This window comes from Balneolaceae bacterium (assembly GCA_034521445.1).
Taxonomy (GTDB): Bacteria; Bacteroidota; Rhodothermia; order Balneolales; family Balneolaceae; genus JAXHMM01.
In genome coordinates this window covers 557,049-572,415 of the sequence record JAXHMM010000005.1, presented here as the reverse complement: position 1 = coordinate 572,415, position 15,367 = coordinate 557,049, and the positions used below count along the sequence as shown (strand labels likewise).

The 15,367-nt window shown below is 63.9% G+C and carries 12 protein-coding genes; 9 read left to right on the top strand and 3 right to left on the bottom strand.

From position 1 onward, the window contains the following. Positions 1-85: 85 nt before the first annotated feature. The 4 genes from mutS (at position 86) to U5K31_06530 (ending at position 6,869) form a co-directional block, all read left to right on the top strand. Positions 86-2,788, top strand: a complete 2,703-nt coding sequence (gene mutS / locus U5K31_06545; GenBank protein ID MDZ7772380.1) for a DNA mismatch repair protein MutS — start codon at positions 86-88, stop codon at positions 2,786-2,788. Then, positions 2,785-3,678, top strand: a complete 894-nt coding sequence (locus U5K31_06540; GenBank protein ID MDZ7772379.1) for a GntR family transcriptional regulator — start codon at positions 2,785-2,787, stop codon at positions 3,676-3,678. The genes mutS and U5K31_06540 overlap by 4 nt, the downstream gene beginning before the upstream one ends. An 84-nt stretch (positions 3,679-3,762) precedes the next feature. Continuing rightward, positions 3,763-5,736 carry an AAA domain-containing protein gene (locus U5K31_06535; protein MDZ7772378.1) on the top strand — a complete coding sequence of 658 codons (1,974 nt, stop codon included), beginning with the start codon at positions 3,763-3,765 and terminating at the stop codon, positions 5,734-5,736. Next, the gene (locus tag U5K31_06530) at positions 5,733-6,869 is read left to right on the top strand and encodes a serine hydrolase domain-containing protein (GenBank protein ID MDZ7772377.1); all 1,137 of its coding nucleotides are present in this window, start codon (positions 5,733-5,735) and stop codon (positions 6,867-6,869) included. The genes U5K31_06535 and U5K31_06530 overlap by 4 nt, the downstream gene beginning before the upstream one ends. A gap of 12 nt (positions 6,870-6,881) precedes the next feature. Here the strand turns inward: U5K31_06530 and U5K31_06525 are convergent, their stop codons facing one another. Both U5K31_06525 and U5K31_06520 read right to left on the bottom strand, forming a co-directional pair. Beyond that, entirely contained in the window at positions 6,882-7,199 is a 318-nt protein-coding gene (locus U5K31_06525) for an MnmC family methyltransferase (protein MDZ7772376.1), read from the bottom strand. 467 nt (positions 7,200-7,666) lie between these two features. Next, entirely contained in the window at positions 7,667-8,959 is a 1,293-nt protein-coding gene (locus U5K31_06520) for a DUF4097 family beta strand repeat-containing protein (GenBank protein MDZ7772375.1), read from the bottom strand. 148 nt (positions 8,960-9,107) lie between these two features. Here U5K31_06520 and U5K31_06515 point away from each other — a divergent pair, with 148 nt between their 5' ends. Both U5K31_06515 and U5K31_06510 read left to right on the top strand, forming a co-directional pair. Beyond that, a complete protein-coding gene (locus tag U5K31_06515; GenBank protein MDZ7772374.1) occupies positions 9,108-10,307 on the top strand; it encodes an amidohydrolase in 1,200 nt (399 codons plus the stop codon). A gap of 96 nt (positions 10,308-10,403) precedes the next feature. Beyond that, positions 10,404-11,489: an FAD-dependent oxidoreductase gene (locus U5K31_06510; protein ID MDZ7772373.1), complete on the top strand. Its 1,086-nt coding sequence runs from the start codon at positions 10,404-10,406 to the stop codon at positions 11,487-11,489. Positions 11,490-11,513: 24 nt separating this feature from the next. On the opposite strand, the gene U5K31_06505 is transcribed toward U5K31_06510, so the two are convergent. Further along, positions 11,514-12,149 (bottom strand): CoA pyrophosphatase, encoded by a 636-nt coding sequence (locus U5K31_06505; GenBank protein MDZ7772372.1) that lies wholly within the window; start codon positions 12,147-12,149, stop codon positions 11,514-11,516. 133 nt (positions 12,150-12,282) lie between these two features. Between U5K31_06505 and U5K31_06500 the strand changes: the two genes are divergently transcribed. Genes U5K31_06500 through U5K31_06490 form a run of 3 tightly spaced genes read left to right on the top strand, consistent with a single transcriptional unit; the run spans position 12,283 to position 15,361 of the window. Next, positions 12,283-13,209 carry a PfkB family carbohydrate kinase gene (locus tag U5K31_06500; GenBank protein ID MDZ7772371.1) on the top strand — a complete coding sequence of 309 codons (927 nt, stop codon included), beginning with the start codon at positions 12,283-12,285 and terminating at the stop codon, positions 13,207-13,209. Positions 13,210-13,214: 5 nt separating this feature from the next. After that, on the top strand, positions 13,215-13,808 hold the full coding sequence (gene rdgB / locus U5K31_06495) for an RdgB/HAM1 family non-canonical purine NTP pyrophosphatase (protein ID MDZ7772370.1): 594 nt from the start codon (positions 13,215-13,217) through the stop codon (positions 13,806-13,808). A gap of 5 nt (positions 13,809-13,813) precedes the next feature. Beyond that, positions 13,814-15,361, top strand: coding sequence for a sodium:solute symporter (locus tag U5K31_06490; GenBank protein ID MDZ7772369.1), 1,548 nt, complete (start codon positions 13,814-13,816; stop codon positions 15,359-15,361). The last annotated feature ends 6 nt before the right edge of the window (positions 15,362-15,367 follow it).

The window sequence follows — 15,367 nt, the reverse complement described above, 5'->3', positions numbered from 1 at the left end:
TGCCAACAGATTCTGCCGGGCTCCCGATTCCGCAGGATGGCGCCTGTCGCCCGATGCACCCTCCCGAACCCAGCAAACCGCCCAGATGAGTCCCAAGAACAAGTCTTTAACCCCCCTGATGCAGCAGTATCACGCCATCAAGGAGGAGCACGAGGGGGCTATTCTGCTCTTCCGGGTAGGAGATTTCTACGAGACCTTCGCCGACGACGCCGAAACGGTGAGCGAGGAGCTGGGCATCACCCTCACCAAGCGCAACAACGGCAGCGACCAGACCCTGCTGGCGGGCTTTCCCTACCACGCCCTCGACACCTATCTCCCCAAGCTGGTCAAGCTGGGACACCGGGTGGCCATCTGCGAGCAGACGGAGGACCCCTCCGAGGCGAAGAGTGCCGGCCGCAAGGTGGTGCAGCGGGAGGTGACCGAGATCACCACTCCCGGCGTCACCATGTCGGAGAAACTGCTCGAGCACAAACGCAACAACTACGCCGCCGCGGTGCACTGGTCGGGCGGCACGGTCGGGGTGGCCTTCACCGATGTCTCCACGGGGGAGTTCGGCCTGTCGGAAACCCCCAAAGAGCGGTTGGGCGACCTGCTGCAGTCTGTCACCCCCTCGGAGCTGCTGCTCCCCCGCAGGCTCAAGAACAGTCTGCCGGAGGGACTGGAGGGCTACAACGTCACCTATGTCGAAGACTGGGTCTACGAGGGCGACTACGGCTACGAGCTGCTCACAGATCACTTCGAGACTCACTCCCTGAAGGGTTTCGGCGTGGAGGGTATGGAGACCGCACAGGTGGCCGCCGGCGCGCTCATGCACTACGTCCAGGAGACCCAGAAGGCTTCGCTGGGACACATCCGACGGCTCTATGCCTACGAGGACGATGAGTACATGTCCCTGGACGGCTCCACCAAGCGTAACCTGGAGCTGGTCACCAGCCTGCAGGAGGGAGGCACCGAAGGCACGCTCATCTCCATCCTCGACCGCACATGCACGGCCATGGGCGGCCGCATGCTGCGCAAGTGGATCATGCGTCCCCTCAAGCGCCTCGAGCCCATCGTGGCACGCCTCAACGCCGTGGAAGCGCTGAACGGGGACCACGAGGCGCGGGAGAACCTTCGGGAGGAACTGGATCAGGTGGGTGACCTGGAACGGCTCATCTCCCGCATCTGCGTGGGACGCACGAACGCCCGCGACCTGGCGGCGCTCAGCAGTTCGCTGCTGCGCGTGCCCTTCGTGAAGGAGCAGTTCCAGGGGCTGGACGAGCCCCTGCTGAACGACCTGCGCGGGCGTCTTCCCCTGCTGGACGAGCTGCAGGAGCTGATCGAGGAGTCCATACAGGAGGATCCCCCCGCCAGTCTGCGCGACGGCGGCATCTTCCGGGACGGCTACAACGAGGAGCTGGACGAGCTGCGCGACATCGCCCGCAACGGCAAGCAGTACATCGAAAAGATCAAGGAGGAGCTGGCCGCGGAAACCGGCATCGGCTCGCTCAAGATCGGCTACAACAAGGTCTTCGGCTACTACATCGAGGTCACCAATACCCACAAGGAGAAGGTGCCCGACCACTTCACGCGCAAGCAGACCCTGGTCAACTCCGAGCGCTACATTACCGAGGAGCTGAAGGAGGTGGAGGAGAAGATCCTCTCCAGCGAGGAGCGCAGCAAAACCCTGGAGTACGAGCTCTTCGAGGAGCTTCGCAGCCAGGTGGCCGAATACGCCGAGCAGGTGCAGCAGGTGGCCCGAGCGGTGGCCGAGCTGGACTGCCTGCAGAGCTTTGCCGAGGTGGCCTTCCGCAACAACTACTGCAAGCCGGAGATGGCCGACGACCAGGTGGTCGATATCACCAAGGGGCGCCACCCGGTGGTGGAGAAGACCCTCCCGCCCGGTGAGCCCTTCATTCCCAACGACATCCACCTGGAGAACGAGGACGAGCAGATCCTGATCATCACCGGTCCCAACATGGCCGGCAAAAGCATTATTTTACGACAAACCGGCCTCATTGTGCTGCTGGCGCAGGTCGGCTGCTTCGTGCCCGCCAAAAAGGCGCACATCGGACTGGTGGACAAGATCTTCACCCGCGTGGGCGCCTCCGACAACCTGGCCGCCGGGGAGAGCACCTTTCTGGTGGAGATGAACGAGGCGGCCAACATCCTCAACAACGCCACGCGCAATTCCCTCATTCTGCTGGACGAGGTGGGGCGGGGCACCAGCACCTTCGACGGGCTGAGCATCGCCTGGGCGCTGGCCGAGTACCTGCACAACCAGCCCTCGGTGGCCGCCAAGACCCTCTTTGCCACCCACTACCACGAGCTCAACGAGCTGGAGAACCTTTACGAGCATATTAAAAACTACAACGTGCAGGTGAAGGAGCACGAGGGCAAGGTGATCTTCCTGCGCAAGCTGGTGCCCGGCGGCACCGACCACAGCTACGGCATACAGGTGGCCGATATGGCCGGGCTTCCCTCCATCGTCATCGAGCGCGCCCGGGAGATCCTGGGGAACCTGGAGAGCCACAGTCTCGACCTGACCGACTCCGCCGGCACCCTCAAGGAGGGGGGCGAAAATGGCAAGGCCGCCGCCGCGGCCAGGCAGGCTGCGGCCCGTAAGGCGGCCCAACAAATGGACAAGCAGGAGCAGATCGAGCAGATGTCCCTCTTTCAGGCGGAGCTTGACCCCCGGATCGAGCAGCTCATGGACAAGCTGGAGGCCTGCGACCCCAACCGGATGACGCCCATCGAATCGCTCATGCTGCTCACCGAACTCAAGAAGATGGTGGATAAGAAGGGGTGAAAACCTCCGCCAAATATATCGCCGACCGCATCCGGCTGATGATCGCCACCAAGCAGTTCCAGGTGGGCGAGACGCTGCCCTCCACCCGCGAGCTGGGCCAGCAGCTGGAAACCAGCTTCCACACCGTTCGAAAGGCGTATCATATCCTGGTGGACGAGGGACTGGTCCGCGGGGAGCAGGGCCGCGGATTTATCGTGGAGCGCCAGACCACCACCCTCGACAAGGCCGACCGACTGGAGGTGGGCTCCGAAAAGATGCGCAGGCTGCTGGAGGAGCTGATCGGCTACGGGCTGGACGAATCTGAAATTGACGAGCTCTTCCAGGAGCAGCTCAGCTTCATGGACTGGCCCGACCGCATCGAGACCTGCGCCACCGTGGGGGATACCGAGGAGCTGGGGGGCATGCTGGCCGAGGCCATCCGCCGCGAGGTGGGGGTGCGTTCGAAGGTGCTCACGGCCAACCAGTACAACGAGACGGTCAAGTACGACGCCCTCTTTGTGCCGGTGCAGCACATCCATACCTTCCGGGACTTTGCGGAGACCGGCCGCCTGCTGCCCATTGTCTATTCGGTGCACCCCGACACCCTGCTTTCCATCGTGGACCGCGCCGCCATCGAGACCATCGGCCTGGTGGCGGCCGAGGAGAAGAGCATTCCCAAGATCATCGACGAGCTCAAGACCAGCATCCGTTTCGAGGGCTCCTTCGTGGCCGGGGCCTCCTACGGGAAGTCCCTGCCGCTCTTCGTGCGCAACACCGATCTTATACTGTATACTTCCCGGAGCGCCACCCTGGTGGAGGAGAAGATTCCCGAGCGGCGGCGGATCAGGGTGGAGTACCAGATCGCCTCCAAGAGCGCCGATACCATCCGGGCGGAGCTGTGGGACCAGTAGGGGGAGGCTGCCATCCCCGGCGGCCGATCCGTTTCCGTCCATCAGAAATTGTAAGGACCTGAATCCGCACTGTTCTAAACACCAATGACCGATAGCATCAAAAAACTGCTGACGCGCTCCATCGAGGCGGTAGAGTCTGAGATCGACACCGTGCGCGAGAAGCCCTCCCGCGACGTGCTCTTCGGGGGACGCCGGCGGGAGCACCATCCGCCCGGGGTATTCTACTACGTCTTTGAAACGCGCAACACCTCCCTGCGCTTCGCAGAGGAGATCCGCGGCGAGCTGGAGGGCTACGACGAGGAGCTGACGCTCTATTCGGTGGAGCACGGGGAGCGCGAGGTCGTTCTTGAATTTCCCCACAACCTGGGTGAGACCATCGAGAAGATCAGCCTGGAGTGGGAGAACGATTTCGTGCTGCGCAAGCTGCGGGGGGAGCTGGAGTACCTGTCGGAGAACGAGGAGGCGCAGGAGCGCATAGGCCGCCTTTTTTCACCCGACCCGGAGCAGCACGCGGGTGAGGGCGAGGTGCGGGTGCTGGACGACAGCAGCCGCAACGAAGCCCAGTCGGAGGCCCTCCGCAAGGCCCTCAGCAACCGCGTGCTCTACGTCTGGGGTCCGCCGGGCACCGGCAAGACCTCCACGCTGGGATTTATCATGGCCAACTACCTGGTCAAGGGCAAAAAGGTGCTCTTCGCCTCCAACACCAACCGGGCGGTGGACGTGGGTCTGCTAAGCGTCCTCGACGCCCTGGAGGCCGTGGAGCGGGACCATCTCTTGGACCGCATCTGCCGTTTCGGGGAGGTGGCCCTGGATGACCGCCGCCTGGAGGAGGTCCACTTTGACGCCCAGCTGGAGCGGGAGGAGGAGCGCCGAAAGGGGGAGGCGGGCGAACTGAGCGGGCTTCTGGACGAATTCCTCAACCTGCAGAAGGAGATCGACAACCTGATGGAGCACGGGGAGGAGGTGCCGAAGGTGCTCGACGACCGCATCGACGCGCTGGGTGAGCAGCTGGAGGAGTACGGGGGGGCTGAGGCCCTGGAGGAGAAGCTGGAGCGCATGCTGAAGGTCAGCGAACGCGAAGAACTGGAAAAACGCGAGCTGGTGGCTACCACCCTGGCCAAGGTCTGCACCTCGGAGTTGTTTCACGGGCTTCATTTCGACGCCGTGGTGGTGGACGAGGCCTCCATGGCCAACCTGCCCTATCTCATGGTGCTGGCCTCCAAGTCGCGCAGCCACATCGTGGTGGTGGGCGATCCCATGCAGCTGCCCCCCATCGCGCTGACGGACGAGCCGGAGGCACGCGATTTCCTGGAAGAGGATATTTTTACCTGGGTCTCGGGCGCCGGGAGGGCCGAGGAGCTGTTCGACTGGCACGACCGCAACCGTCCGCTGACCTCCTTTTTCGACGTGCAGTACCGGATGAACCGCGACCTTGCGGAGGTGCTCAGTAGCGTCTTCTACGAGGGGCGCCTCAAGACGGCCGGTGCGGCGGGGGAGGAAGCCGCCGGCAGCGGGGAGGATGAGGCTCCCACCGTGAATGTGGTGGACACCCGGCGCTACGGGCCGGAGCTGCGGCAGAAGGACGAGGGTCGGGGCTTCAGTCCCGTCAACGAGGTGCATATGGCCCTGGTGCAGAAACTGCTCAAGCGCCTGGTGCTGAAACATCACGTGCCGGTGGAGGAGATCGGGGTGATCGTGCCTTTCCGCAGCACGGTGTACGACCTGCGCAGGGAGCTCTATGCCGAAGGACTGGACCAGGTGGAGGTGGGCACCATCCACACTTTCCAGGGACGCGAAAAGAAGGTGATCCTTTTCGACACGGTGATGAGCGGGGAGTGGGAGCACGGGCGCCGGCGGCACTACTCGGTACGCCCCTTCGATGAGGAGAAGAACGGGCTGGCCGTACCCCGCCTGCTCAACGTGGCCTTTTCCCGCAGCAAGGAGCGGCTTGTAATTATCGCCGACATGGACCACATTTACCGCATGTACCACAAAAAGTACCTGGGACGCCTCCTCGCGCGTTTCCTCGAACTCGAAAACAACCGGAAGAGCTCATGATTACCCGTCGTACTCCTTCGCTTCTGACGCTCACTCTCCTGCTGGCCCTGGTTCTCGCTCCTGCTTTCGTACCGCCTGCCTCCGCCCAGCACTACCCGGCCGACCTGCCGGCGCTGGACGAAAGGTACGAGGCGGCCGCCACCCGGGCGCACGCCCTCATCGACTCCATGATGGCCGACCAGAACATCCCCGGGGTGCAGGTGGCCGTATCGGTGGCCGGCGCCACCGCCTGGTCGGAGGGCTTCGGATGGGCCGACGTGGAACAGCGCGTGCCGGTCTGGCCCTATACGCGCATGCGCATTGGTAGTGTCTCCAAGACCATCACCTCCGCCGCGCTTGGCAAGCTTATGGAGGCGGGCCGCCTCGACCTGGATCTTCCCGTGCAGGAGTATGTCCCCTATTTCCCGGAAAAGGAGAAGGATACGATCACCACACGCCTGGTAGCGGGACACCTGGCGGGCATCCGCCACTACCGGGGCGATGAATTCATGAGCGACGAGCACTATCCCACGGTGCGCGAGGGCATTACGATTTTCCGCGAGGACACCCTGCTCTTTGAGCCCGGCAGCGACTACAGCTACAGCAGCTACGGCTGGAACCTGGTGAGCGCGGTCATCGAAGGAGCCTCCGGCCGCCCCTACCTGGACTACATGCGCAGCGAGGTGCTGGACCCCCTGGGCATGCAGCAAACCGTAGCCGACTACACCACCCCCATCATTCACCACCGTACGGCCTACTATGCGCAGAACGAGGAGGGACAGCTTCAGAACGCCCCCTACGTGGATAACTCCTACAAGTGGGCCGGGGGCGGCTACCTGGGCACGGCGGAGGACCTGCTGATCTTCGGCCAGGCGATGATGGGTGACCGCTTTCTGACGCGCACCACCGTGGAAGAGCTCTGGCGTCCCATGCAGACCTCCGACGGGGAGTCCACCGGCTACGGCATCGGCTGGAGCAGCGGCGAGGACGAACAGGGTCGCCCCTGGGTGGGACACAGCGGCGGCTCGGTGGGCGGCACCACGCAGTTCGTGGTCTTCCCCGAACAGCAGGTGGTGGTGGCCATCATTGCGAACATGGGCGGCGTGGGCTACGGCGACATCCACCGCCGCATCGCGGCGCTGTTTATGGAGTAGGGAACAGCGGTATCAGAAATCTCCTGCCTCGTAGCGCGCGGCCAGGCGCTCTTCGTTGACCCTTTCGAAACCCTCCAGCATGGAGGCATCGGGGGAGGCGAGGCTCATCTCGCGCTTGCCCAGGGCCCCGGGCGCACGAGCCACTTTCCAGCCGGCCCAGCACATGGCGCCGCGGGCCGCCGAGGCGGCGCAGTAGGTAGCCAGCACGGCCGAAGGGGCGCTCCAGGCAAGCAGCTTGCTGAACACTTCGCCGGTCCACAGTTCCGGGTTCACGTCGGGAGAGAAGGGATCGTGGAAGATGAAATCGGCCCGGCGCCGGATGCCCCTCATGCTTCGCCGGCTCAAAGTTCTCGAAGGCGCCCTGCCACAGGTGCAGATGCACGCCTTCGGCAGGATGCAGGCGGTTCATGCCGGGCTCTAGGGTGGCGAAGATGCCGGGCAGCAGCCCGGGGTCGACGTCCAGCAGCCCCGGGTAGTTCAGTCCCGCGGCCTGGTCAGGGTCAAGAGGCCAGGCTTCCACACTCACGTAGTCCACGCGTGCAGGCCGGCCGCGCTCGCGCAGGGCTTCCAGCAGCAGGAGCAGGTTCAGTCCCGTGCCGAAACCCACCTCCAGGATGGTAAGCGCTTCGCCCCCCGCTTCCAGGCGGCGGTAGAGTCCGCTGTGCTCGAAAAAGACGTGCCGGCTTTCGGCCACAGCCCCGGCAGGGTTATGGTAGTGCTGGGAAAAACGGCGGGAGTAGAGGGTATGGGATCCGTCGCCGGTTTCGGTGCGCTCGACGCCGGGCGTCTCGCCGGAATCACTCATGCCGGATGACGATGTTGCCGAAGGAGCAGCGAAGGGTGATGGGGATGCCGCCGCCGTTGAGGGTACCGTCCAGCGAGCCGTTGGTTTGCGTGCCGTCGAAGGCAAATCCCTCCGCAAGCGTAACCTGTGATCCGTCGGCCTGGATATCGGCCTGTACGCCGGAAGGAAGTACGAGGGTGAGGTTGCCTGCCGAGGTGGTAAAGGAGAGGGGCCCGCCGGCCGAGGCCATCGAAGCGTTGATGTTGCCGCCAGAGGTGCGCGCCTCCACCTGTCCGCTGAGAGACTGCATATCGATGTGTCCCCCGCCGGTCTGGGCCACCAGGGAGCCGTCGAAATCGGATACGCGGATGTGTCCCCCGGTGGTCTTCAGGTCGGCCTCCCCGGAGAGAAGTTCGCCGATGATATGTCCCCCGCTGGAGCGCACGACCGTGCTGCCGGAGACGGCGGACAGGTTCACATGGCCTGCCGAGGTCTCGAAGGAGTGATTGCCCTCCAGGTTGCTGGCGTTGATGTGTCCCCCCCGCGTGATCGCCTGAAGGGCGAGGCTGCGGGGCACGGTAAGGGTGGCGTTGAGGTTGATGCGGTTGCGCAAATCGGAGCCTTCGGCCCCGGTCACACGGATGGCATTGCCCTCGCTTCCTTCGGAGCGCTCGACGGTGAGCTGTTCGGCCAGCACCTGTGCACCCGGGATGTCGCCGGTGGCCTTCAGGGTGAGCTCGCCGCCGCCGTTCTCGCTGCCTACGATGGTGAGATTGCCGAAACCGATGAGCAGCTCAAGGCGACGGACGTTTTCGGTGTCCAGGGTCTGGCGGAAGACGTAGACGCCGGGGGAGACTTCGGTCCAGTTGGCCTGCTCCACGTTGTAGTTGCGGTTGATGAAGAGCTTGCGGTTCTGGAGCTGCACCCGGAAGTTGGCTTTGCCTGCCTCCTCGAGATGCTTGCGCAGCTCTTCCAGGGTCCGCACGGTGGCTTCCTCCGATTCCGACTCCATGAGCGCTTCCAGGTTCTCCAGTCGGATGTCCAGGTTTTCGATATTGCCCAGGTTTCGCAGGTTCTCCAGGTTGCCCAGGCTGCGTAGACTCTCCAGCCGCTCCAGGTCGATGACCACCGCGCCGGGCATGTTGGGATGGGGAACTTCGGGGGCTTCGGGGTGACCGGGTACCTGGGAGACGTTCGCCTGGGATACGCTTTCGTTGTCACCGGCGCGGGCCATCAGGAATAGGGCCACGGAGGTGAGGGCCAGCCCGGCCAGTACAATCTCCCAGGATGTGAATCGGTTTTTCATTGAAATTCCTTCAGCCTCGTTGGATTGCCGGCGGATACACTTGCGCGTACGTCAGCGCGCGTGCATAGTTGCGCATTCTGTATTTTCAGCTCTGTGTTCTATATTGCCGGTACGCAGCCCATGATGAACAATATTTGGCATTAAGGCAATGGACAAGGATCGCATTCAAAAGCTGGTGGACGTCCACTTCGACCGCATGGTGGCCGACCGCCGTCATATTCACCGCAACCCGGAACTGAGTTACCAGGAGCACGAAACCACCCGCTTCATCCTGGACGCCCTGGAGGAACTGGGTATCCCGGCCGACCGCCCCCTGGAAACCGGTTGCGTGGGCGTGCTGGAGGGAGGGCGCTCCTCCGATCGCGTGGTGGCCCTGCGGGCCGATATCGACGCCCTCGCCATGAGCGAGGAGGGCGAGCACAAGCAGGAGTTTCTCTCGCAGAAGGAGGGGGTGGCCCACTGCTGCGGTCACGACAGCCATACGGCCAACCTGCTGGGCGCGGCCCGCGTGCTGGCGGAGCTGCGCGAGGAGATCGAGGGCACGGTGCTGCTGGTCTTTCAGCCGGGGGAGGAAAAGCTGCCGGGCGGGGGACGCCTGCTCTGTGAGACGGGCTACCTGCAGGAGAAGGGGGTGGACGTGATCTACGGGCTCCACTCGAGCCCCCACTACGAACCGGGTACCGTCGCCGTGAAGGAGGGGCCCTTTATGGCGAGGCCGGACGAATTCACCGTCGAAATCATCGGCAAGGGCGGGCACGCCGCCTATCCCCACCAGGCGGTGGATCCCATTGTGCTGGCCTCGCAGGTGGTGGGACAACTGCAGACCATCGTGAGCCGCAACGTGCGTCCCACCGAGGCCGCCGTGGTGACGGTGGGTTCCATCCACGGGGGCACCGCTTTCAACATCATCCCCGAGAAAGTGACCCTGGAAGGTACGGTGCGCACCTTTTCGGCCGATACGGCCGGCATGATCCGAAACCGCATTGAGTCCATCGTCAAAGGCGTGACCGAGTCGGCCGGCGCCCGCTACACTTTCGACTTCAACCACGGCTACCCGGCGGTAATGAATACTCCCTGGGCCACCGAAGAGCTGCGGGGCGCCGCCGCGGAGCTGCTGGGCGAGGAGAAGGTGAAGAGGATGGACGATCCCATTATGGCCGGCGAAGATTTCGCCTTCTACCAGCAGCACTTTCCGGGGGTCTTCTTCCTGCTGGGAAGCGGACACGAGCGCTCCGGCAGCACCTGGTCCTGGCACCACCCGCGCTACAACGTCGATGAGGCGTGCTTCCGCACCGGGGCCGCCCTTATGGCCGGCCTGGTCTTCCGCCCCCTCGCCCCGACCAACTGACTTCGGACTTCGGGCTTCGGGCTATTCGACTTCCCGACTTCGGACTTTTCGACTTCGGACTTTTCGACTTTTCGACTTTAAGACTTTAAAGACTTTATGGCGTCATTCTGGGAAAAAGAGTCCTTTCTGGCACCCTGCGACCTGATCGTGGTAGGGGCGGGTATCGTAGGACTTTCAGCCGCTCTCTTCTACAAGCGCGACCATCCCGACAGCCGGGTGATCGTGCTGGACAAGGGGGCCATGCCGGAGGGCGCGAGCACGCGAAACGCCGGCTTCGCCTGCATCGGCTCCATTTCGGAGCACGTGGCGGACATGCAGAAGGAAAGCCCTGAAAACATCGGCCGCCGTATTGTGCGCCGCTACCGCGGTCTGCAGCTGCTTCGCGAGACGCTCGGTGATGAGGCCATAGGCTATGAAGCCTGCGGGGGATGCGATTTTTTTACCGACCGGGAGGCTTTTGAGCATTCCCTTGAGCACGTCGAGGAATTTAACGCATGGCTGAAGGAGCTTACGGGCGAGAATCAGGTCTACAGCGAAGACACCCTGAACGGCTACCCGGTCATCCGCAACAGGCTGGAGGGGGCGCTGCGGCCGGGGCGCATGATGCAGCACCTGGTCCGGCGAGCCGCCGCCGAGGGCATCGAGATCAGGTGGAACAGCCCGGTCGCCTCCGTCGGGGAGGGTGAGGCGGTGCTGGAGGACGGCCAGTGCTGGTCCTCGTCCCGGGTGCTGGTGGCCTGCAACGGCTTCAGCCGACGTCTCCTGCCCGAGGTTTCCGTGGCGCCGGCCCGGGGATACGTGATGGTGACCGACCCGCAGCCGGATTTGCCCTGGCGCGGCATTTTTCACCACGACCGCGGCTACGTCTATTTCCGCAGCGTGGACGACCGGCTGCTCATAGGCGGCGCGCGAAATATCGCCATGGAGGAGGAAGAGACAGACCGCTTCGGGATCAACAAAAAAATTCGCTCGCACCTGGTCTCTTTCGTGAACGAGCATCTGCTGCCCGGTCAGGACTGGTCGGTGGAGTACGAGTGGTCGGGCATTATGGGATTCACCCCCACCAAAACCCCCGAAATTCGACAGGTCCGCCCCGGGGTGCACGTGGCGGCCGGACTCAGCGGCATGGGCATCGCCATCGGCATGGAGATCGCACGGCAGGCGGCCGGTGAGCTGGACTAGCGCTTCCTTCCGGCAGCGCCTGTCTCAGCTGCGCCACTCCCGGAAGAGGTCCATCAGCTCGCTGATCATCATGGCGGTGGCGCCCCAGAGCGGCACCCGGTGCACATTCCAGAAGGGAACCCGGTAGGTGTATTCGCTCAGGTTCCACTGTTCCACCTCCAGGTTCTTCTTGGTGGCCAGGGAGCCCAGCTCGACGGCAAAGATCTCCTCCACCTCCGCCGGGTTGAGACGCATGGCGGGGCGCTCCGGCAGGTAGGCCACCACCGGGGTGATGAGGCTGTTGGAAGGGCTCATGTAGAGCTGGCTCAGGGTGCCCAGCATCTGTATTCCCTCCCCGGAGAGCCCCACCTCCTCGCGCGCCTCGCGCAGGGCCGTCTGGCGTGCGGACTCCCCTTCCTCGGCCCGTCCGCCCGGAAAAGAGATCTGTCCCCCGTGATCGATGTCGCGGCTGCGGAGGGTGAGCAGCAGCTCGAGCTCCCGCTCGGGATTGGGGAAGAGCAGCACCAGCACCGCGCTCCTGCCGGCGTGGTCCGGAGGCTCCATATTGCGGCCGGGCGCCTCCCCGACCGGTTCCGGCGCCATGCGCACCTGGGAGGTTTTCCCAGGGAGATTTTCCTCGAGGCGTTCCTGCAGGAAAGCGATGAAATCGTGGGGGGTCACGTCGGCTCGCTGTGGTCGGGTATGAGCGTCATCCGGCCCGGATTTGAGGCGGTTCCCGGGGCGCGGGGGCAGGAATATACATAAATTTTGTTACCTTTAGGCCGCATCGAAAATCTCAAGAAAAGGTAGGTACATGAGCACGCTTGTCGTTGGATCCGTGGCATACGACGGACTGGAAACGCCCTTTGGAAAGGTAGACCGCACCCTGGGCGGTTCGGCTACCTACATCTCGCTTGCCGCCAGCTATTTCACCGATCCCGTAAATCTGGTGGGCGTGGTGGGACGCGATTTCGCTGAGGAGGACATGGATCTTCTGCGTAACCGCGAAATCGATCTGGAGGGGCTGCAGGTGGACAACTCCGGGAAAACTTTTTTCTGGAAGGGACGATACCACTACGATCTGAACACCCGCGACACCCTGGACACCCAGCTCAACGTCTTTGAACACTTCGACCCGGTAATCCCCGGCTCCTACCGCGACTCCCGCTTCGTCGCCCTGGGCAACATCCAGCCGGATCTGCAGGGCAAGGTGCTCGACCAGGTCAACAGTCCCGATTTTGTGATCATGGACACCATGAATTTCTGGATCGAGGGCGCGCCCGAAGAGTTGCGCGAGACCATTGCGCGCATTGACATGCTGGTGATCAACGACTCGGAGGTGCGCGAGCTCACCGAGGAGCCCAACCTCAACAAGGCGGCCGGGCAGATCCTGGAGATGGGACCCAGCAGCCTTATTATCAAGAAGGGCGAGCACGGCGCCCTGCTCTACACGGAGGACGAATTTTTTTCCGCCCCCGCCTACCCGGTGGTCGACATATTTGATCCCACGGGCGCCGGCGACACCTTTCTCGGGGGACTTATAGGCTGGCTGGGCTACACCGACGACCTCTCGCCCACCAACCTGCGACGCGCGGTCACCTTCGGATCGGTCATGGCCAGTTTCTGCGTGGAGCAGTTCGGCACTCTGCGTCTGCGCGAACTTTCACAGGACGAGATCTACGGACGCTACCGCGAGTTCATGGAGCTGAGTCGCATTCCCGATCACACCCAGCTGGCCTGAATCTCATGGACACCATCGTCCTCGCCTCCCGCAACGAGCACAAGATCGCCGAACTGCGCGAGCTGCTGAAGCCGCTGGGCATCCGGCTGCGTCCGGCATCGGACTTTGAGGGACTGGGCGAGGTGGAGGAAGACCGTCCCACCCTGGAGGGCAACGCCCTCAAGAAAGCCCGCTATGTGCACGGGGAGACGGGGCTGCCTGCCCTGGCCGACGACACCGGCCTGGAGGTGGATGCCCTCGACGGGCGACCGGGCGTCTACTCGGCCCGCTACGCCGGGCAGGACGCCCGCGACGAGGACAACGTAACCAAGCTGCTGGAGGAGCTGGCCGGAGTGGCACAGGACGACCGCGGCGCGCAGTTCCGTACGGTGGTCGCCTTTGTGCATCCCAGCAGCACCCACACCTTTGAAGGGGTCTGCCGGGGCGCCATCCTGGAGGAGCGCCGCGGGGAGAAGGGCTTCGGCTATGACCCGGTCTTCCGGCCGGAGGGCTACAGGGAAACCTTTGCCGAACTGGAGGCGGGTGAAAAGAACCGCATCAGTCACCGGGGACGCGCCCTGCAGGCCTTCCTGGACTGGCTGCACACACAGGAATTCTGACCGTTATGGGATTTACCCTCCTCGACCTGGTTGTCATCGTCGTCTACCTGGCGGGCGCCGCCCTGCTGGGCACCTGGATTGCAGGCCGTCAGACCTCCACGGCAGACTATTTCATGGGGGGACGTGACATTCCCTGGTGGGCCGTCCTCTTTTCGGTAGTGGCTACCGAAACCAGCACCCTTACCTTCATCAGTATTCCGGCCGTCTCCTACGGGGGCACCCTCACCTTTCTGCAGATCACCCTGGGCTACATCGCCGGACGCATCGTGGTCAGCGCCCTCTTCCTGCCGCGCTACTATGAGGGCAACATGGCCACCGCCTACCAGTTCCTCCAGCAGCGTTTTGGGGCGGGCATGCGCAACGCCGCCTCCTCCACCTTTATGGTGACGCGCCTGCTGGCCGACGGCGTGCGCCTGTTTGCAACCGCCATTCCACTGGCCATTATCCTGCGCCTGGGCGGCGCCTTCGCCGGCTGGGGCGACCTGGAGCTCTACCTGCTGGCCATCGCGGCCATCTCCGTGATCACCCTGGTCTATACGCTGGTCGGCGGCATCAAGGCGGTGGTCTGGATGGACGTCATGCAGATGGGCGTCTACATTGGCGGCGCGCTGCTGGCCGCCGCGGTCATGGCCGGGGGCATCGAGGGCGGAGTGGCCGGGGCCTGGGAGCTGGCAGCCGGGGCAGGCAAGACCCAGGTTTTCGATTTCGGCCTGGATATGGCCTTTGAGGAATTCATCGCACAGCCCTACACCTTCTTCACCGCCCTGATCGGGGGCGCCGTTTTTTCGGTGGCCTCCCACGGTACCGATCAGCTCATCGTACAGCGGCTGCTGACCACCCGCAATGTGCGCGACGGGCAGCGCGCCCTGGTATGGAGCGGCGTGGTGGTGGCCCTGCAGTTCGCCCTCTTCCTGGGCATCGGTCTGCTGCTCTACGCCTTCTACGGGGGCGCTTCGGCGGAGGCCATGGGACTGGCGACCACCGACGAGATCTTTGCCCGTTTTATTGTCGAGGAACTTCCGGCCGGGCTGACCGGCCTCATCGTAGCCGCCCTTGTCGCCGCTGCCATGAGCAGCCTGAGTTCCTCGCTCAACTCCCTGGCCTCGGCTACGACATTGGACTTCTACAAGCCCTATTTCGGCCGCGGAAACAGCCAGGCAGAGGACCTGCGCGTATCGCGCCTGATCACGGTGGTTTGGGCGTTCATCCTGACGGCATCGGCCTTCTTTTTCGCCGTGCTGCAGCTGCAGGAGGGCGAACGCCCCGCGGTGGTGGAGCTGGGCCTGGGCATTGCCTCCTATACCTACGGTGGACTCCTGGGGGCTTTCCTGCTGGGACGTCTCTCCCGACGGCCGGACAGCCGCGACGCCCTGACCGGATTCTTCGTGGGACTGACGGCCCTGCTTTTTATGGTGGAGGGTCCCATCCACAGCCTGCTTCCGGGCGATCCCCTTGCCATCGCCTGGCCCCTCTACACCCTGGCGGGCAGCGCCATCGTAGTGGCCGCGGGCCTGCTTTCGGCGCGGCTGCGGGGCAGCGGCAGGGAGGGATGAGGCCAG

Coding starts and splice junctions, on each gene's coding strand:
- U5K31_06490 (MDZ7772369.1), top strand. CDS start 13,814: ATGGGATTTACCCTCCTCGACCTGGTTGTCATCGTCGTCTACCTGGCG.
- U5K31_06500 (MDZ7772371.1), top strand. CDS start 12,283: ATGAGCACGCTTGTCGTTGGATCCGTGGCATACGACGGACTGGAAACG.
- U5K31_06510 (MDZ7772373.1), top strand. CDS start 10,404: ATGGCGTCATTCTGGGAAAAAGAGTCCTTTCTGGCACCCTGCGACCTG.
- U5K31_06520 (MDZ7772375.1), bottom strand. CDS start 8,959: ATGAAAAACCGATTCACATCCTGGGAGATTGTACTGGCCGGGCTGGCC.
- mutS (MDZ7772380.1), top strand. CDS start 86: ATGAGTCCCAAGAACAAGTCTTTAACCCCCCTGATGCAGCAGTATCAC.
- U5K31_06535 (MDZ7772378.1), top strand. CDS start 3,763: ATGACCGATAGCATCAAAAAACTGCTGACGCGCTCCATCGAGGCGGTA.
- rdgB (MDZ7772370.1), top strand. CDS start 13,215: ATGGACACCATCGTCCTCGCCTCCCGCAACGAGCACAAGATCGCCGAA.
- U5K31_06515 (MDZ7772374.1), top strand. CDS start 9,108: ATGGACAAGGATCGCATTCAAAAGCTGGTGGACGTCCACTTCGACCGC.
- U5K31_06530 (MDZ7772377.1), top strand. CDS start 5,733: ATGATTACCCGTCGTACTCCTTCGCTTCTGACGCTCACTCTCCTGCTG.
- U5K31_06525 (MDZ7772376.1), bottom strand. CDS start 7,199: ATGAGGGGCATCCGGCGCCGGGCCGATTTCATCTTCCACGATCCCTTC.